This is a genomic window from Fundidesulfovibrio soli (assembly GCF_022808695.1).
GTDB classification, from domain to species: Bacteria; Desulfobacterota; Desulfovibrionia; order Desulfovibrionales; family Desulfovibrionaceae; genus Fundidesulfovibrio; species Fundidesulfovibrio soli.
This window is the reverse complement of the sequence record NZ_JAKZKW010000001.1, coordinates 105,677-122,600: the sequence shown is the minus strand read 5'-3', so window position 1 is coordinate 122,600 and position 16,924 is coordinate 105,677. Positions and strand designations below refer to the sequence as shown.

Here is a 16,924-nt window from a genome sequence, read left to right as displayed (position 1 = left end):
ATGACCACGGGCAAATCCTTCTTCATAGACCAGACCCGCTGCACCGCTTGCCGGGGCTGCCAGGTGGCCTGCAAACAGTGGAAGAACCAGAAGGTTGTTGAGACTGTCCAGACCGGGGGCTACCAGAATCCGCCGGACCTCTCCTCCTCCACCTTCAAGCTGGTCCGCTTCAGCGAGGTCGTGGTGGACGGCGCGCTGCGCTGGCTCTTCTTCCCGGAGCAGTGCCGCCACTGCCTCCAGCCGCCCTGCAAGATGGTGGCGGACATGTACGACCCCGAGGCCATCATCCAGGACCCTGCCACCGGCGCTGTGCTCTACACCGAGCGCACCAAAAAGCTGGACGCCACGGAGATCCGCAACGCCTGCCCCTACGACATTCCCCGTCCCAACCCGGAGACCGGCGCCCTCACCAAATGCAACATGTGCATCGACAGGGTTTCCAACGGGATGCTCCCCGCCTGCGTGAAGACCTGCCCGACCAACACCATGCACTTCGGCGAACGCCAGGACATGCTCGCCCTGGCGGCCAAACGTCTGGAGCAGGTCAAGCGCAAGCGCCCGCACGCCATGCTGGTGGATGTTTCCGACGTGCGGGTAATATTCCTGGCCGAGGTGCATCCCAGCCTCTACTACGCGCACATGATGGCCGCGCGCCCTGGTGAGCCCAAGGTTCTCTCGCGCCGGGAACTGCTGGGGAAACTCGTAAGGCAGGCATAAGCAGCGTTTTCAACGTCGTATCAAACCCAAAGGTGAGTTCTCCATGGTAAAGACTTGTCGCCGGACGCCGCTTGTCGGCATTGTGGCCCTGGCCTTGGCCATCGCATTTATGGCGGGATGCGCGAACAAGAAGGACAGCATCTCCCGGGCGGAAAAGGATGAGAAGAACAGGCCGGACTTTACCGAGACCAGGGCCATCGCGGAGGAAGGGTTCATCTACGGCCTGCCCATCGTTATGAACTACGCTGTGATGTACGAGTTCTCCGTCGACCGCAATTCTGGCCAGTTCAAGGCCCCCTTCAACCAGATCAGCAACGAGGCCCGCGTCTTCACCTACAAGGACACGACCGTCATCACTCCCAACAGCGACACGCCCTACTCCATGCTCTGGCTCGACCTGCGCGCCGAGCCCATGGTGCTGAGCGTGCCCAAGGTCGAGAAGCGTCGATACTACTCGGTGATGCTCTGCGACGGCAACACCTTCAACTACGGCTACATCGGCAGCCGCGCCACAGGCAACGACGCGGGCGACTACATGGTTGTGGGGCCCAACTGGAAGGGCGAAACCCCGCCCGGGATCAAGAAGGTGTTCAAGTCCACCACGGAGTTCTCCTCGGCCATCTTCCGCACCCAGCTCTTCAACCCCAAGGACATGCCAGGCGTGGTCAAGGTGCAGTCAGGCTACAAGGCACGGCCGCTCTCGGCCTTCCTCGGCCGCCCGGCTCCCCCCGCCCCCCCTGCGCCGGATTTCCCGCCCATCGACAATGAGAAGGTCAAGACCGGCTTCTTCGAGTATCTCGACTTCGCCCTGCAGTTCGCCCCGGCCGGGCCGGAGGAGCAGGCGATCCGGGCCAAGCTGGCGCGCATCGGCGTCGGACCGGGCAAGACCTTCGACTTCAAGAACCTCTCCGCGGAGCACAAGGCCGCCGTGCTGCTCGGCATGAAGGACGGCGAGGAGAAGGTCGCCAAGGCGGTGGAAACCGCCGGGAAGCATGTGAACGGTTGGAACGTGGCCTCGGTGTTCGGCGACCGGGCCTTCTACAACGGCAATTGGTTGATGCGCGCCGCAGCAGCCAAGGCCGGCATCTACGGCAACGACGCGGCCGAGGCCGTCTACCCGATGACAAAGGCCCTCGTGGGCGGCGACCCACTGGACGGATCCAAGCACGACTACGCCCTCACCTTCCCCGCCGGGCAGCTGCCGCCGGTCGACGCCTTCTGGTCGGTCACGATCTACGACGGCAAGACGCAGCTGTTGATCAAGAACCCCATCGACCGCTACCTGATCAACTCGCCCATGCTGCCGGGGATGAAGAAGAACCCGGATGGGTCTCTGACGATTTACATCCAGAACAAGTCGCCCGGAGCGGCCAAGGAGGCCAACTGGCTGCCCGCGCCCGACGGCCCGATCTACCTCGTCATGCGCCTGTACTGGCCCAAGGTGACGCCGCCCTCGATCCTGCCGCCAGGTTCGGGGACGTGGAGCCCCCCGAAGATCACCGTGACGCGTTAGCCCGGCGGCTGCCTTGAAATCGGACGCCAGGCATTCCCCCGCGGGGGAATGCCTGGCGTTTCAAATTATTGGAAAGGGCTGCGGAGCAACCCGTCGGTCAGCTCGAAATAGCCTGAACGGTCACGCGCTCCTGGCGGCCAGCCAGTCGAAGAAGCGCCTGTCCTCGATCTTGATGTGCTTGAGCAGCCAGTGCAGCAGGAAGCGCAACACGTCCAGGGACGTCCACTCGCTGTCCGAGGCGGCGTCCTCGAAGAAACCGCCGGTCTTCTGCATGAATTCAGCGTGCAGGCCCCGGTGTACCGACAGATCCGGCCACTCGCTCTCGCGCATGAGGCCTTCCTCTTCGTCGAAGTGGGTGGCGGCGTAGGCAAGCATCCCCTGGATGGCGTCCAGAACGCCCTGGCCGAATTCACCGCGCCCCATGCGTTCGTCCAACTCCTCGATCATGCCCAACAGTGCGCGGTGCTGTTCGTCGATGGATGGGTGGCCCATGACCAGGGCCGGGTCCGTCATGTCGATCGCTGCGATCATTTGTGGGCCTTCCTGAGCTCCTTGATGAAAGGAGCGAGGTTCTTGTCGCCTTTGGCCTTGCGGGCCACAACCCACATGCCCCAGGAGATGGGGATGTTGCGGTTGGCGGGGTCGTCGTAGAATTTGTCCAGCCCGGTGGCGGCGTCCATGGTGCTCAGGTTGTCCATGTAGCGGGCGGTCTGGGCAATGATGCTCTCGATGACCTCGGAGCAGATGGTGTAATTGTCGCGGATGACCACCTGGATCAGCCCCTCGGAGAGGGCCATTCCGTCGTAGAAGCCGAGAATGATGTCGACCTTCTCGGTTTCGGGGATGGAGCGCCAGTAGTGACCGTCACGCTTCTGCTGGGCGTGCGCCTGGGCGGCCAGCACCACAAGGGCAGCCGTCACAAGGAACATTTGGCGAATGAGAATGGGCATGGGCGCACCTTCAGGACATTACGAAAGACATCCGGCTGCGCCCCACGGGCGGAGTACCGGCGGGCGGCGCAAGACGCGCCTCCCCGCTCGTCATCAATAAGAAAAGGCCGTGGTTCCGTCCAGAACCACGGCCCTAAAAAACAGGCTGCGCCCGCTTATTTTTTCAGCCAGCTCATCATGCCGCGCAGCTTGGAGCCGACCTGCTCGATCTGATGCTCGGCGTTGACACGGCGCATGGCCAGGAAGTGAGCCCTGCCGCCGGCGCGGTTCTCCAGGATGAAGTCCTTGGCGAACTCGCCCATCTGGATTTCCTTGAGGATCTTGGCCATCTCCTTGCGGGTCTCGTCGGTGATGACGCGGGGGCCGCGGGTGTAGTCGCCGTACTCGGCGGTATCGGAGATGGAGTAGCGCATCTTGGCAAGGCCGCCCTCGTAGATCAGGTCCACAATGAGCTTGAGCTCGTGCAGGCACTCGAAGTAGGCGATCTCGGGCTGGTACCCGGCGTTGACCAGGGTCTCGAAGCCGGCCTTGATGAGCTCGGAGACGCCGCCGCACAGCACGGCCTGTTCGCCGAAGAGGTCGGTCTCGGTCTCCTCGCGGAAGGTGGTCTGCAGCACGCCGGAGCGGGTGCCGCCGACGCCCTTGGCGTAGGCCAGCGCGATCTGGAAGGCCTTGCCGGAGGCGTCCTGCTCCACGGCGACGATGCAGGGAACGCCGGAGCCCTCGGTGTACACGCGGCGCACCATGTGGCCAGGGCCCTTGGGGGCGATCATGATCACGTCAACGTCGGCGGGGGGCACGATCTGGTTGAAGTGGATGTTGAAGCCGTGGCCGAAAGCCAGCACCTTGCCGGGCTTCAGGTTGGGCTTGATGCAGTTGTTGTACAGATCGGCCTGGTACTGGTCCTGGATCAGGATCATGATCACGTCGGCCTTGGCGGCGGCGGCAGCGGCGTCCATGGGCTCGAAGCCGTGCTCTTTGGCCAGCTTCCAGTTGGGGCCGCCCTCACGCTGGCCGATGACCACGTTCACGCCGGAGTCACGGAGGTTCTGGGCGTGGGCGTGGCCCTGGGAGCCGTAGCCGATGATGGCAACGGTCTTGTCCTTGAGGAGGGAAAGATCGGCATCCTGATCATAAAAGACTTTCATTGGAAGAGCTCCTTATCAAAATCACTGTGCGGGAATGGCAGGCATGTGCATAAGAAGGGGAAAAATAGCCGAAAAAGGCAAAACTGGCAAGGCAAACGCGTTTGCCGTGACCGGAATGGAAACGGATGCCCCGTCCCGGCCGCTCCCTCTGGAGCTACGGCCGGGACGGGGCGAAGAAGCTATTGCATGCTGCGCCGCATGGCCACGGCGCCGGTGCGGGCGATCTCCTTGATGCCGAAACGCTGCATCAGGTTGATGAGCGCGGTGAGCTTGTCCTGCGTGCCGGTGATCTCGACGGTGAGCTCGTCGAAGCCCACGTCCACCACCTTGCAGCGGAACACGTCCACAATGCGCAGGATCTCGGCCCGCTTGCCGTCCTCGGCGGAGACCTTGAGCAGCATCATCTCCCGCTCGACGTTCTTGACCTCGGTCAGGTCCACCACCTTGATCACCGTGACCAGCTTGCGCAGCTGCTTGATGATCTGTTCGATGATCTGCTCGTCGCCCACCGTGGTGATGGTCATGATGGAGACGCCGTCCTCGAGGGTGGGGGCCACGTTGAGGGTTTCGATGTTGAAGCCCCTGCCGCTGAACAGGCCGGACACGCGGGACAGGACGCCGGGTTCGTTTTCCACCAGGATAGAGAGAATGTGGCGCACGGCGTCCTCCTTAGACCAGGATCATTTCGGTGATGGATTTGCCCGCGGGAACCATGGGGTACACGTTCTCCTCCGGGTCCACCAGCACGTCCACGATGCAGGGCTTGGGCGAGGCGAACGCCGCCTTGAGGGTGGCCTCCATATCCTCGGCCTTCTTCACGCGGAAGCCGTCCGCGCCGTAGGCCTCGGCCAGCTTCACGAAGTCGGGGGCCACGTCCAGGCAGGTGCTACAGTAGTTCCTGTCGTAGAAGAGCTCCTGCCACTGACGCACCATGCCCAGATAGCCGTTGTTGAGGATGACGATCTTCACCGGCAGGTTGTAGGCCACGGCGGTGGCCAGCTCCTGGATGCACATCTGGATGGAGCCGTCGCCGGCCACGTCGATGACCAGCTTGTCGGGATAGGCCGCCTGCGCGCCGATGGCCGCGGGGAAACCGTAGCCCATGGTCCCGAGCCCGCCCGATGTCAGCAGGGTGCGCGGCTTCTTGTAGTTGAAGAACTGCGCGGCCCACATCTGGTTCTGGCCCACCTCGGTGGCGATGATGCAGTCGCCCCCGGTGAGCTTGTAGATGGCCTCCACGACGGCCTGCGGCTTGATGGGCCCTTCCTTGGCGGCGGGCTTGTAGGTCAGGGGATGTTTCTTCTTCCAGGCGGTGATCTGCTCGAACCAGGCGTCCTTGGGGGCGCAGGCCGCGCCGGACTTGGCGGTCTCGGCCAACTCCTTGTTCAGGGCCTCCAGGAACAGCCTGCAGTCGGCCACCACGGGCACGTCCACGGTCACGTTTTTCTGGATGGAGGTGGGGTCGATGTCGATGTGAACGATGGTGGCCTTGGATGCGAAGGCGCTCAGCTTGCCGGTGACGCGGTCGTCGAAGCGCGCGCCGACGGCCAGCAGCAGGTCGGCCGAGGAGATGGCGTGGTTGGCCGCAAAGGTGCCGTGCATGCCGAGCATGCCCAGCCAGCGCGGATCGTCCCCAGGGAAGCAGCCCAGGCCCATCAGCGTCGCCGTGACGGGGATGTTCTGGGCCTGGGCCAGCTTCGTGAGTTCCTTGGACGCGCTGGAGCTTATGACGCCTCCGCCCGCGTAGAGCACGGGGTTCTTGGCCTTGCAGATCAGCTCCGCGACCTTGCGCACCTGCTTGATGTTGGGTTCGTAATGCGGGTTGTAGCCGCGCATGCTCACCTTCTTGGGATAGCTGAAGGCGGCGCGCTGCTGCTGTATGTCCTTTGGCAGGTCGATGAGCACTGGGCCGGGCCTGCCGGACTGGGCCAGATAGAAGGCCTCCTTGATGGTCCTGGCCAGCTTGGTGACGTCCTTGACCAGGTAGTTATGCTTTGTGCAGGGGCGCGTGATGCCCACGATGTCCACTTCCTGGAACGCGTCGTTCCCGATCAGCGGAGTGGGGACCTGCCCGGTGATAATGACCACGGGTATGGAGTCCATGTAGGCCGTGGCAATACCGGTTACTGCGTTGGTTGCGCCGGGGCCCGACGTTACGAGGCATACCCCTACCTTGCCCGTTGCGCGGGCGTAGCCGTCCGCCATGTGGATGGCGCCCTGCTCATGGCGTACCAGCACATGCTTCAGGTTGGGATAGTTGGGGAACTGGTGGTAGATGTCTATCACCGCTCCGCCGGGAAAGCCGAAAAGAACGTCCACTCCCTCTCGTCCGAGAGACTCGAGGAGAATCTGAGCCCCGGTCAGTTCCATGAGTTAATTCGCCTCCGCCTTGCGGTAGCTGATGAGCATCGTTTCCAGACGCGTCCTGCCCGCAAGCTTCTTTTTCTTGAGTTCCTTGATTTCCTGCTCTTCAGCCGGGTTGAGGTACGACTTGCTTTCGAGCTTCTCGATCATTTTCTCGAAGGCCACGTGATCAGCGTAGAGCGCTCTGAGTTCCGCGTCCGATTCGCTGTGCTTGGCGATAAGCTCCAAATCGTGACTGTCCATTGGCGCCGCCTCCTGTTGGATGTTGATAGCCTCAACCGGCCGCGCTTCCCGGCGTGGCCCAGTCCGGTTGCTCGCCGGGCCGTATGCGCAGGGTCTTTTTGCGGCCAGTGTGTCCCGCCGCCAGTTCCAGGGCGCCCTTGGGCACCCCGAGATATTTGGCCATGAACGCCACCAGGGCGTCGTTGGCCTTGTTGTCCACCGCCGGGGCCCTCAGCCGGATCTTCAGCCGGCCCTCGACCACGCCTGCGGCGGCGTCGTGCTTCGCTCCGGGCTGCACCCACACCAGGATGCGGTAGCCCCCGTCCTTGGCCTGCTCGGCGTATGCGGGCATCCCCGCCGGATCACTCACCGCCGTCGGCGAAGGTGAATTCGCCGCCGGGCCGTCTGGCGTCCGAGGATGCCTCCGATGATTCGAGCAGCCTGAAATGTCCTTCAAGCAGCCTGCGCAGTTCCTGGGCCATGGCCTCCCTCTGGGCGCGCAGGTCGGCTATGTCCTCGTAGACTCGGGCCTTGAGCAGGTTGGCGTCCGCCACAAGGCGCGCCCCCTCGGCGCGGGCCTCCTCCAGGATGCGCTGGGCGTCCTGGCGGGCTTTGCCGGTGCTTTCGTCCACGATCCTGCGCCCGGCGGCCATGGCCTCGCGCAGGGCTGCGGGATTGGAACCGGTGTCTGGTTCGGGGGGGCGGGCTGCGAGACTGCGATCGCACTGCGACAGACGCTCCGCAAGTCTGCGGTTATCGTCCGCCATCTGCCCGATGGCCTCGGCCACATCGTGCAGGTAGAGATCAACCTCATCCGGGCAATAGCCGCGTATGCAGCGGTTGAACTTCTTGTTGAGCAGGTCGATCTTGGAGACCGTCACACGCTTGTCCCGGTTAGCGCACCATGTATGCCAGTTGCAGCACCGACTCGACGATGAACACCTGGCCGATGAATTGAAGGGCCAAAATGACTACGAGGGGGGACAGGTCCATCCCTCCGACCATGACAAACGGAAGCAACCGCCTCACCCGGTAGAGCACTGGCTCCGTGGCGGAATACAGGAAGCGGATGACCGGGTGATAGGGGTCGGGCCTGACCCACGATACGACAGCCGCAATGATAATGATCCACTTGTAGGCACCGAAGACGAAGTCAAGAATCAGAGCGATGGTCTTGAGGAGCGGTCCCAAAAAAGGCATATGATTCCTCGTAGTTGCGGTCAGAAGAGAATGATCCACATTGCGTTCAGCCTCTCACACACCCTGTTGCAAATCAAGGGCTTTTTCGGAAGCATCGCCCTTCGCGAGGCAGCGCGCGACCCACCTGCGCAAGGGCTCGAAATCCTCCACATGCAGGGCGGCGGAGAGCCCCGCGTTCCTGAAAGCCCAGAAGGCAACCCCCGCTGCGCGGGCGGTCTGCTCGTCCACGCCGGAGTCGCCGACGTAGGCCACCTGCTGGCGCGTCATGCCCCAGTGGCGCATGATGGCGTGCACGCCTTCGGGGTTGGGCTTGGGGTGCTTGACCTTGGCCGCTGTGATCACAGGATCGAAGAACTCGGTGAGTTCGAAGGTATCCAGGAGCATCTCCATGGAGTCCGTGCGGTTGGTGTTCACCGCCAGCTTGAAGCCGAGCTCCCGCAGGGTGGTGAGCAGCTCCACGAGCCCTGGCTGCAGGGTGGTGAACGGCAGCATGTCCGTGAACTTGATCTTGCGCCGCTCGGCCTCGGCCTCGGCCATCCGCTCGGGGGGGATGATGCGCTGCATGGAGGGGATGACGGCGTGCGCATGCACGTAGTCTTCCTCCTCAGGGGTCATGGGCAGCATCCCCAGGGCCTTGCGCACGGAGTTGTAGTACATGCGGTTGGCGTCCTTGGAGTCCACCAGAACGCCGTCGCAGTCGAAGATGATGCCCCGGATGCCCTTGAGCAGCTCAGGTGAGGGCTTGTCGCCGGTATCGAACATCGTTCAACTCCCCGCCGGAACAACGACAGTGAAGCTGCGGGCCTGCCAGGGCTTTTCCGGGTCGGTCCTGCGGGAGAGGCACAGCCTGCGCCCCTCGGCCACGGCCTCAAGCCACGCCCCTTCGCCGCCCAGGCCGAACCGGGCCAGGGTGGCTTCGGATGCGGGGGCGAAGGCCACCCCGAACTCCTCCCAGTCGGCGCGCAGGGCGGCGTCCCTGCTGAGGAGGCCGCAGGCATCGGGCAGGAAGGCCAGCACGGCGTCCAGGATCACCCGTGAGGGTACGGACGGGCCGGAGGGCACCAGCGAGGGTTTGCCCTCCACCAGCCCGAGGCCGTCGTCGTCCAGGGCGTCTTCGCCGTCCATGCCCAGGGTCTGCTCGAAAGTTTTCCACTGGTCGTCCAGCCGTGCCTCCAGACCCTTGAGCTCCCTGGCCACCTCCTCCAGAGCCCAGGCCAGGCACAGCTCGGTCTGCGCCTTGGAGAGGGCGCGCTCCCGGGCCTTAGCCGCCGCGTCCTCACCCTGCACGGCCGCCTGAAGCTGATCGCGGATGGCGTGGGTGGTGTTCCTGTGGAAGTCCTCGTAGACGCCGGAGGCGAAAGCGGAGACGTCGGCCACGGTCTTGGATTCGCGGGCCAGTTGGACGAACTGTGCCAGCATCGCCTTGGCCACAGGCCGGGCCATGGGCAGATTGGCGGGCGTGAACCTGTCGGCGTCGCCCTCCCCTTCCGCCACGCCCGGGTCGAACAGGCGCACACCGGCTGGAAGCCCTTCCGCACCGGCCGTGGTCAGTGTGGGCACGTAAACGAGAAAAACCTCTGAAGCTGAAGTCGTGTGGTGTGTCACCAGTGGTCATCCCCGGTGTTTGAGTGAAAAGTTGCGGCATCTGCCCGCACACTGCGGGAAGCGGAGCACGCACAGGCCGTCCATGCCGTGCAGACAGTTCGGAAAGCCCTCGTTACCACCGGGCTCATAGTCCTGACAACCCGTATCATGGCGGCAAAGTTCCAGAAAACGGCGCTCCCACATGGAGCGGGCCTGGCTCTCGGCCAGCCCGAAGGCATCGGCCTGATCCAGGAAGGAATCGTACATGGCGTGCAGCTTGAGCACCACGCTGCATTGGAGCCCCTGGTCGTACCCGGGGTTGAGGTGTTCCTCGTAGAGGCAGCGCCCGGCCAGGAAGTGGGCGCAGGTTACAGCCGGCAGCCGGACCACCTTGCTCACCGGGACCCCCGCGTTAGTTGACCGGCCCTATGCCGCAGTGTAGTTCTGCGGAAATACTCCCCGGAGGGGGCGCACGCATGGGCATTACGGGCCTTCTGGTCATCATCCTGGTCGTACTGGTGCTGTTCAACGGCAGCAAACTGCCCGGCCTTGGCAAGAGCTTGGGCAAGGCAATCCGCGAGTTCAAGCGCTCCAGCCGGGAGGACGGCCCCAAAGACGGCGATCACTGATCCTGCCCCCCCGTGAACATGGCCAGCCCCTTGGCCACATAGTGCCCGCCCGAAACGACCGTCAGAGCGGCCGCGATCCACACCAGCCCCAGCAGCAGGGCTTTGCCCGCGCCGCCCCAGACGTCCATCCCGACAAGAAACCCCGTCAGCACGAGCGCCATCTGCGTGGCCGTGGTCAGCTTGCTGACCAGGCTCGGGTGAATGCTCTGGCGCATATCCCTTCCCCAGAAGGTCAACAGCGCGATTCCGCCCAGGATGATTACGTCCCTGCTGACCACCAGCACGGCCAGCCAGAGGGGTATCCAGCCCGCGTGGGCCAGGCAGATGAAGGATGTGACCAGCAGAATCTTGTCCGCGAGGGGATCCAGGATAGCGCCCAGGGCGGAGCGCTGGTCCAGGAGGCGGGCCAGCAAGCCGTCCAGGGCGTCGGAGAGCCCTGCCAGGAAGAACATGCTCAACGCGCCGAAGTAATTGCCGTCCAGGAAGAGCACCACGAAAAAAGGCGTGAGCAGGATGCGCGCCATGGTGAGCGCGTTGGGGATGGTCCAGTTTCCGGCACTGCGAGCCATGCTTGATGAAACCTCATCCGAGGATTCGCGTCAAGCCCTGGGCCAGGGTGCGCGCCAAGACCGCCTGGAATTCCTTGCCTTTCAAGGCTTTCTCCTCCTGGGTGTTGGAGAGGAAGCCCATCTCGATGAGCATGGAGGGGCAGCGGGGGCCCTCCAGCACTCGAAGCGGCGCCTGCCGGGCGTGGGCTGGGCCGAAGGTCCCGGGAAGGGTCAGCTTGGCGGCCAGGGACTCGGCCAGCTCCTTGCCGCGCCGCTCGCCGGAGCGTACGCGCCAGGCCCCAAGCAGGCCGCGTTGCGAGGCGGGTTCCGCCAACACCGGCGGCTGCACGCGCTCGAAGCGCAGCACGCCGTTTTCCAGTTCGGCCACGGCGTTGGCCTCGGCATCCGAAGCTGCCCCTGAGTAGCTGTAGACTTCCACGCCCGCGTAGCCGGGGAGCGAAGCCGCGCAGTGCAGGGAGATCATCAGCTCGGCTCCGAAGAGGTCGGCCTGGGCCTTCCTGGCCCAAAGCGGCACGGCGTAGTCGGCCTGGCGGGTGAGCATGGCCCTGAAGGCGTCCGAGGCGTTCAGCTCCGCCGCCAGCAGGGTGGCGACATCAAGGGTAAGATCCTTCTCGACCAGGCCGGTGGTCCCGGTCACACCCTTGTCCGCCCCTCCGTGCCCGGGGTCGATGAGCAGCAGGCGCTTGCCGGGAGCCTTGCCCGTCTTGGCGAACGCGGAAAGCTCGTCCCTGGCCTGCTCCTCCAGTTGGGAAAGACGCTTGGACTTGCCGGGCTTTTCAGCCGGCGCGGGCGGCAGGGGGTGCTGGGCAAGCACGTCCAGCATCATCCGGGAATAACCGTCGGCGGGATCGATGCGCAGGGCCAGGCGGAAGTTGTCCGCCGCGAGGCGCTGCTGCCCCGAGGTGTAATAGGATCTGCCCAGCAGGTTGAATACCCAGGCGTTGGCGGGGTCGAGCTTGGCGGCTTCCTTTAGGGCGGCCAGGGCCTGGGCGGTCTTGCCCTCCTGCAGGCGGGCCAGGCCCTCGGAGGCCAGCTCCTGCGAGGTGGCCGCCAGCGCTCCGCCCGGCAGGGACAGCGCCAGCCCGGCCAGCCCCAGCCCCTTGAGCACCTGCCTTCTCGCAACATACTTCATGAAGACATCCTAGCCCGATATGGGCCGCATGTTCAACCAACCCGAGGCCAGCGCGACCATCTCCCGCGTTCTTCCGGGCGTGAACCAGCGGATGCCGGTATCGCGCTTGAACCAGGTCATCTGGCGTTTGGCGTAGGCCTTGGTGTTCGAGAGCCAGAGGTCCAGGGCCTCCTGGAAGCCGAGCTCGCCCCGCAGGTGCGCGGCCAGTTCGGCGCACCCGATGCCGGAGAGCCCCGGAGCGGACGGGTCCGGGCATTCGGCCACGGCGCGGCGGACCTCATCAAGGGCGCCCCGCTCCAGCATGACCCGGATACGGGCCGCCAGCCGCCTGTCCAGCACGGTCTTCTCCATGCGGATGCCCATCTTCATGCAGGGCAGATCCAGGGGCTTCTCGGCCTGGGCATGCCAGGCGCTGAAGGTGCGGCCGGTGGCCTCGAGCACTTCCAGCGCGCGGGTGACGCGCTGACGGTCGTTGGGGTGCACGCGCGCGGCGTAGGCGGGGTCAGCTTCGGCAAGGCGGTCGTGCAGCGCAGCCCCGCCCTGCTCGTCCCACTGGCGGGCGACCCGCTCGCGCACGTCCTGCGGCACGTCGGGGATGGGGGCGAGGCCTTCCAGCAGGGCCTGCAGGTAAAGGCCCGTGCCGCCGACCAGGATGGGAGTGCGGCCCTGTTCCAGAACGGAATACACGGCCTTCGCGGCGGTCTCGGCGAAGCTCCCGGCAGAGACGGCCTGGGTGCATGGCATGAAGCCGTAGAGCAGGTGCGGGCAGCGGGCCTGTTCCTCCGGGCTGGGCTGGGCCGTGGTGACGGGAATGCCCCGGTAGACCTGGCGGGAATCGAAGTTGACCACGGAGCCCCGGAAAGCTTCGGCCAGGGCCAGTGCGGCTTCGGTCTTGCCGGCCCCGGTGGGGCCGACCAGGCACAGCGCCTTGCCGTTCAGGCTGTTGGGGCCGCCATCGCCATCCTTGCCGCTCATGCCTTCTTGCCGTTGACAGGCCCGAGGCGCTCAACCAAGCGGGCGCGCACGGCGTCGGGCACAAGGCCCTCGTAATCGCCCCCGGCGCGGGCCAGCTCCTTGATGATGGTGGAGCTGATGTAGAGCCATTTGAAGTCGGTCATCAGGAACACCGTCTCGATGTCCTTGTCCAGGCGGCGGTTCATCAGGGCCAGCTGGAACTCGTAGTCGAAGTCGGAGACGGCGCGCATCCCCCGCAGGATGACCCCGGCCCCGGTGGAGCGCACGTAGTTGACGAGCAGGCCGCTGAAGGGTTCGACGCTGACGCCAGGGTCATTGCGGAAGACTTCCTTGATCATGTCCACGCGCTCCTCGAGGGAGAACATGGGCTGCTTCGGGGAGTGCTCGGCCACGGCCACGATGACGCGGGGGAACACCTTGAGCCCGCGGCGAACCAGGCTCCAGTGGCCCATGGTCAGGGGGTCGAAGGTTCCGGGGTAGACTGCGGTGCGGGGATCTGGTGCGTCCATATGAGTATCCTGGTCTGTCCGTACTGGCGGTCGGCCTCAAGCGCAAGCGAAGCGGGCCAGCCGGCGTATTCGAGGTTCTTTTCCACTTCCGCCACCACCAGCGCCCCGTCGGCGAGCCAGCGTTTGGCGGCGAGCAGGTTCATCACGGGGGCCAGCAGTTCCTGGCCGTAGGGAGGATCGACAAAGGCAAGATCGAACGGAATGCGGGGCGGCCTGGCCAGCAGTTTCAGGGCGTCCGCCGGGGCAGCGGCCACCCTGGGGGCATCGAGGCCCAGCAGCCGGGCGTTGTCCGCGATGCGCTTTGCCAGGGCGCGGTTGGCCTCCACGAACTGCACGAAGCCGGCCCCGCGGCTCAGGCACTCGAAACCGAGGCTGCCCGTGCCCGCGAAGACGTCGATGACGCGCGCGCCCTCCAGCGCAAGGCCGCGCGCGGCGATGATGTTGAACAGGGCCTCGCGCACCACGGCCATGGCCGGGCGGCAGCCTTTGGCCTCCAGCGTGGGCAGGTTGCGGCCCTTGAAGTTTCCGCCGAGTATTCTCACGGCTAATCCAGCAGGTCGAAACGTTCGAATTTCATGACCAGCCCCGCCCTGCCCTGCGTGGCCGAGCGCAGCTCCGTGGAGAAGCCGAACAGCCTGCTCAGGGGGGTGAGCGCCTGGACCACCTTGAGCCCGGCCCGGTCGAAAAGGTTCTCGATCTTGGCTCCTTTGGTGCCGAGCAGGCCGATAACATCGCCCACGAAATCCCCGGGCACGCCGATCTCAAGGAGCATGATGGGCTCCAGCAACGCCGGGCGCGCATCGCGCAGGGCGGCCTTGAGGGCCTGGGCCGCGGCCATGCGGTAGCCCACGGCCGAGGATTCTCCGTCGAGCCTGCCCATGTCCAGCACGCGCACGGAGACGTCCTGCACGGGGAAGCCGGAATGCGCGCCCGAGGCCAGGCCGTCCTCCAGGCCTTCGGCCACGGCGTCCAGCCAGGCCTTGGGCCAAACCTTGGGGTCAAGCGGCACATGGATCTCGCGCCCTTTTTCGCGCGGCAGCGGGGAGACCTCCAGCGTCACCTTGCCGTAGTGCTTCTGGCCGCCCAGTTCGCGCTGGAACACGGCCTCGCCGGTGGCTTCGCGGGTCACGGTCTCCTGACAGACGACCTGGGGCTTGCCCGAACGGGGCGAGAGGCCGTGTTCGCGCCGGATGCGCTCCAGCACAACCTCCAGGTGCAGCTCCCCCATGCCCGAGAGGATGAGCTGGCCCGTGTCCTCGTCGTAGACGCTGCCCAGGGTCGGGTCCTCAAGCAGGAGTCGGCCGATGGCCTCCTGGAGCTTCTCAAGCTCCTCGGTGTTGCGCGGCTCCAGGGCCAGCGAGAGCACCGGCTTGTACTGCGAGATGCTCTCCAGCAGCACCGGACGTGATTTGTCCGCCAGGGTGTCGCCCGTGCGGGGCAGCTTCATGCCCGAAATGGCCACGATCTCGCCGGGGCCGGCCTTTTGAAGGGGCTCTTTCTGGTCGGCGTGCAGGCGGAAGAGGCGCCCCACCCGCTCCGTCTTGCCCTGCGTGACGTTGAGGCAGTCCGCCCCCTCGACCAATTCGCCGCAATAGACGCGGGCCAGCGCCAGCCTGCGCCCCGCCTCCATGAGCACCTTGAAAACCAGCGCGGCCAGGGGGCTTTTGGGGTCTGGTGCCAGCTCCATGTCCTCGTGGGTGTGGGTGTGCTGGCCGTGGGCCGGAACCACGTCCGCCGGGCTGGGCAGGTAGTGGCAGACGGCGTCCATGAGCGGCTGCACGCCCATGTTGCGCAGGGCCGAACCTGTAAGCACGGGCACCAGTGCGCGTGAGAGGGCGGCCTTGCGGATCACGGGACGCACGGCATCCGGGGCCAGGTCCTCGCCGGAAAGGTAGGCCTCCATCAGGGCGTCGTCGTGTTCGGCCAGGGCCTCCAGCATGGCGTCGCGCCAGGGTGCGGCCAAGGCTCGCTCGGCCTCGGAGAGCGGGACGCGCTGCACCTCCTCCCCGGCGAAGGTGATCTTCTCCAGGGTCACAAGGTCGGCAACGGCGTGGAAATCCTGCCCGGAGCCCAGGGGGATTTGCACGGCCAGCGGCCTGGCGCCCAGGCGCAGCCGCATGGATTCCAGCACGGCCGCGAAATCCGCGCCGGGGCGGTCCATCTTGTTTACGAAGGCCAGCTTTGGGACCTTGTAATGCTCGGACTGCCGCCACACCGTCTCGGACTGCGGCTCGACCCCGGCCACGCCGCAAAACACTCCCACGGCGCCGTCCAGAACGCGCAGGGAGCGCTCCACTTCGATGGTGAAGTCCACATGCCCGGGGGTGTCGATGATGTTGATCTGGTGGGCGCTCCAGTAGCAGGTGGTGCAGGCGGAGGTGATGGTGATGCCGCGCTCCTGCTCTTCGGGCAGGTAGTCCATGGTGGCGGTGCCCTCGTGCACCTCGCCCATCCGGTGGATCTTGCCCGCGAAATAGAGGATGCGTTCGGTCAGGGTGGTCTTGCCCGCGTCGATATGGGCGATGATGCCGATATTTCGCAGCGCGGAGAGCCCTTTTCTGCCGGTGGCGGGTGCGGCCATGTTACCCCCTGCCCAGTTGCACGCGGGTTTGCTGAAAAAGAGCTTCAGGAAGACCGGGCCACTCCCACATGGCCTCGCGTCCAGGCTCCAGAACAAGGGGACACCAGTCCGGGGCCTGATCCGGGGAGGACAGGACGGCGTCCAGCGAACCCTGAGCGGCCTCCAACCGTTCGAGCGGCACCCCGGCGTGAGCCACGGCCACGGCTTCCATGTCCCACAGCGCGCCGGACTCCACAACGCCGATCGAAACCGGCGGCCGTAGCCAATGGCTGACCTCGCCCAAGTCGCGGACGCGGCTCCAGAGCGCCGAGTCGCCCAGGCAGGCCACCCCGCCTTCGCCAAGGGAGGCCAGGGCCTCCAGGCAGCCGGGCAGCTCCCTGAGGGGCGGAGCGAAGACGTTCTCCACGCCGCAGAGCTCCAGGGCCGTAAGTACGCCATCCGGCCAGGGCGCGCTCACCCCGGGGCGCAGCACCGCCACCAGCGGGATGCGCCGGGCCATGGCCGGAAGAACTGCGGCCACGACCTGAGCCGGTGCCTTGACCTCCTGCCCCAGCACCAGGGCGTACCAGGGGCGCGGGCGATTCTCTATCAGTCTCGTGTTGCCGGAATGGAACGTCCCGGCTGCGAGCGTCCGGGTGGGGGCTTGCGAGTCAAGGGTTTCGAAGAGGCCCACGATGCAGGTCTTGATGATGGCGCGGCCCGAGTCGCCGGTGCGGGCGTAAGCCCTGGCGAAACGGCCATCGCCGACGCGCCACTGTTCGGGGAGGGGCGGCGCGCCGGGCGGTGGGGATGATTCCTGATGGTTCATGGGATGAAAAGGGCGGCCCGGAG

Annotated in this window: 22 protein-coding genes; 3 read left to right on the top strand and 19 right to left on the bottom strand. The window is 65.5% G+C overall.

Going from position 1 to position 16,924, the window contains the following annotated elements; translation table 11 throughout:
* Both MLE18_RS00625 and MLE18_RS00620 read left to right on the top strand, forming a co-directional pair.
* Window positions 1-717 (top strand): 4Fe-4S dicluster domain-containing protein, encoded by a 717-nt coding sequence (locus tag MLE18_RS00625; RefSeq protein WP_243366357.1) that lies wholly within the window; start codon window positions 1-3, stop codon window positions 715-717.
* 43 nt (window positions 718-760) lie between these two features.
* Window positions 761-2,230: a DUF1254 domain-containing protein gene (locus MLE18_RS00620; protein ID WP_243366355.1), complete on the top strand. Its 1,470-nt coding sequence runs from the start codon at window positions 761-763 to the stop codon at window positions 2,228-2,230.
* 120 nt (window positions 2,231-2,350) lie between these two features.
* Here the strand turns inward: MLE18_RS00620 and MLE18_RS00615 are convergent, their stop codons facing one another.
* The 12 genes from MLE18_RS00615 to MLE18_RS00560 all read right to left on the bottom strand — a co-directional run bounded on the left by MLE18_RS00615 (window position 2,351) and on the right by MLE18_RS00560 (window position 10,097).
* The gene (locus MLE18_RS00615) at window positions 2,351-2,761 is read right to left on the bottom strand and encodes a bacteriohemerythrin (protein ID WP_243366353.1); all 411 of its coding nucleotides are present in this window, start codon (window positions 2,759-2,761) and stop codon (window positions 2,351-2,353) included.
* Window positions 2,758-3,180: a hypothetical protein gene (locus MLE18_RS00610; RefSeq protein ID WP_243366351.1), complete on the bottom strand. Its 423-nt coding sequence runs from the start codon at window positions 3,178-3,180 to the stop codon at window positions 2,758-2,760. The genes MLE18_RS00615 and MLE18_RS00610 overlap by 4 nt, the downstream gene beginning before the upstream one ends.
* Window positions 3,181-3,335: 155 nt before the next feature.
* On the bottom strand, window positions 3,336-4,328 hold the full coding sequence (gene ilvC, locus MLE18_RS00605) for a ketol-acid reductoisomerase (protein WP_243366350.1): 993 nt from the start codon (window positions 4,326-4,328) through the stop codon (window positions 3,336-3,338).
* Window positions 4,329-4,507: 179 nt separating this feature from the next.
* Window positions 4,508-4,987 carry an acetolactate synthase small subunit gene (gene ilvN / locus MLE18_RS00600; RefSeq protein ID WP_243366348.1) on the bottom strand — a complete coding sequence of 160 codons (480 nt, stop codon included), beginning with the start codon at window positions 4,985-4,987 and terminating at the stop codon, window positions 4,508-4,510.
* A gap of 10 nt (window positions 4,988-4,997) precedes the next feature.
* Entirely contained in the window at window positions 4,998-6,698 is a 1,701-nt protein-coding gene (gene ilvB, locus MLE18_RS00595) for a biosynthetic-type acetolactate synthase large subunit (protein WP_243366343.1), read from the bottom strand.
* Window positions 6,699-6,701: 3 nt separating this feature from the next.
* On the bottom strand, window positions 6,702-6,935 hold the full coding sequence (locus MLE18_RS00590) for a DUF465 domain-containing protein (RefSeq protein ID WP_243366340.1): 234 nt from the start codon (window positions 6,933-6,935) through the stop codon (window positions 6,702-6,704).
* A 31-nt stretch (window positions 6,936-6,966) separates the two neighbouring features.
* Window positions 6,967-7,266 (bottom strand): DUF167 domain-containing protein, encoded by a 300-nt coding sequence (locus MLE18_RS00585; protein ID WP_243366338.1) that lies wholly within the window; start codon window positions 7,264-7,266, stop codon window positions 6,967-6,969.
* 10 nt (window positions 7,267-7,276) lie between these two features.
* Window positions 7,277-7,795: a DivIVA domain-containing protein gene (locus tag MLE18_RS00580; protein WP_243366336.1), complete on the bottom strand. Its 519-nt coding sequence runs from the start codon at window positions 7,793-7,795 to the stop codon at window positions 7,277-7,279.
* A gap of 13 nt (window positions 7,796-7,808) precedes the next feature.
* Window positions 7,809-8,114 carry a YggT family protein gene (locus tag MLE18_RS00575; protein WP_243310003.1) on the bottom strand — a complete coding sequence of 102 codons (306 nt, stop codon included), beginning with the start codon at window positions 8,112-8,114 and terminating at the stop codon, window positions 7,809-7,811.
* 54 nt (window positions 8,115-8,168) lie between these two features.
* Window positions 8,169-8,876 carry an HAD family hydrolase gene (locus MLE18_RS00570; protein WP_243366334.1) on the bottom strand — a complete coding sequence of 236 codons (708 nt, stop codon included), beginning with the start codon at window positions 8,874-8,876 and terminating at the stop codon, window positions 8,169-8,171.
* A gap of 3 nt (window positions 8,877-8,879) precedes the next feature.
* Window positions 8,880-9,674 carry a hypothetical protein gene (locus tag MLE18_RS00565; RefSeq protein WP_243366332.1) on the bottom strand — a complete coding sequence of 265 codons (795 nt, stop codon included), beginning with the start codon at window positions 9,672-9,674 and terminating at the stop codon, window positions 8,880-8,882.
* A 51-nt stretch (window positions 9,675-9,725) separates the two neighbouring features.
* Window positions 9,726-10,097 carry a hypothetical protein gene (locus tag MLE18_RS00560; RefSeq protein ID WP_243366330.1) on the bottom strand — a complete coding sequence of 124 codons (372 nt, stop codon included), beginning with the start codon at window positions 10,095-10,097 and terminating at the stop codon, window positions 9,726-9,728.
* Window positions 10,098-10,174: 77 nt separating this feature from the next.
* On the opposite strand from MLE18_RS00560, the gene tatA reads away from it, so the two are divergent.
* Complete coding sequence (gene tatA / locus MLE18_RS00555) at window positions 10,175-10,327, top strand: twin-arginine translocase TatA/TatE family subunit (protein ID WP_243366328.1); 153 nt, start codon at window positions 10,175-10,177, stop codon at window positions 10,325-10,327.
* Here the strand turns inward: tatA and MLE18_RS00550 are convergent.
* The 7 genes from MLE18_RS00550 to MLE18_RS00520 are packed head-to-tail and all read right to left on the bottom strand — an operon-like array spanning window position 10,321 to window position 16,901.
* A complete protein-coding gene (locus MLE18_RS00550) occupies window positions 10,321-10,896 on the bottom strand; it encodes a CDP-alcohol phosphatidyltransferase family protein (protein WP_243366326.1) in 576 nt (191 codons plus the stop codon). The genes tatA and MLE18_RS00550 overlap by 7 nt on opposite strands.
* 13 nt (window positions 10,897-10,909) lie before the next feature.
* The gene (locus MLE18_RS00545) at window positions 10,910-12,028 is read right to left on the bottom strand and encodes an N-acetylmuramoyl-L-alanine amidase (protein WP_243366324.1); all 1,119 of its coding nucleotides are present in this window, start codon (window positions 12,026-12,028) and stop codon (window positions 10,910-10,912) included.
* Between the two features lie 9 nt (window positions 12,029-12,037).
* Window positions 12,038-13,003: a tRNA (adenosine(37)-N6)-dimethylallyltransferase MiaA gene (gene miaA, locus MLE18_RS00540; RefSeq protein ID WP_243366322.1), complete on the bottom strand. Its 966-nt coding sequence runs from the start codon at window positions 13,001-13,003 to the stop codon at window positions 12,038-12,040.
* The gene (coaD, locus tag MLE18_RS00535) at window positions 13,000-13,512 is read right to left on the bottom strand and encodes a pantetheine-phosphate adenylyltransferase (protein WP_243366320.1); all 513 of its coding nucleotides are present in this window, start codon (window positions 13,510-13,512) and stop codon (window positions 13,000-13,002) included. The genes miaA and coaD overlap by 4 nt, the downstream gene beginning before the upstream one ends.
* Window positions 13,458-14,054 (bottom strand): 16S rRNA (guanine(966)-N(2))-methyltransferase RsmD, encoded by a 597-nt coding sequence (gene rsmD / locus MLE18_RS00530; protein ID WP_243366318.1) that lies wholly within the window; start codon window positions 14,052-14,054, stop codon window positions 13,458-13,460. Before rsmD ends, coaD begins: the two co-directional genes overlap by 55 nt.
* Window positions 14,055-14,056: 2 nt before the next feature.
* Entirely contained in the window at window positions 14,057-16,093 is a 2,037-nt protein-coding gene (gene fusA / locus MLE18_RS00525; protein WP_243366316.1) for an elongation factor G, read from the bottom strand.
* Between the two features lies 1 nt (window position 16,094).
* A complete protein-coding gene (locus tag MLE18_RS00520) occupies window positions 16,095-16,901 on the bottom strand; it encodes a hypothetical protein (RefSeq protein ID WP_243366314.1) in 807 nt (268 codons plus the stop codon).
* Window positions 16,902-16,924 lie beyond the last annotated feature (23 nt).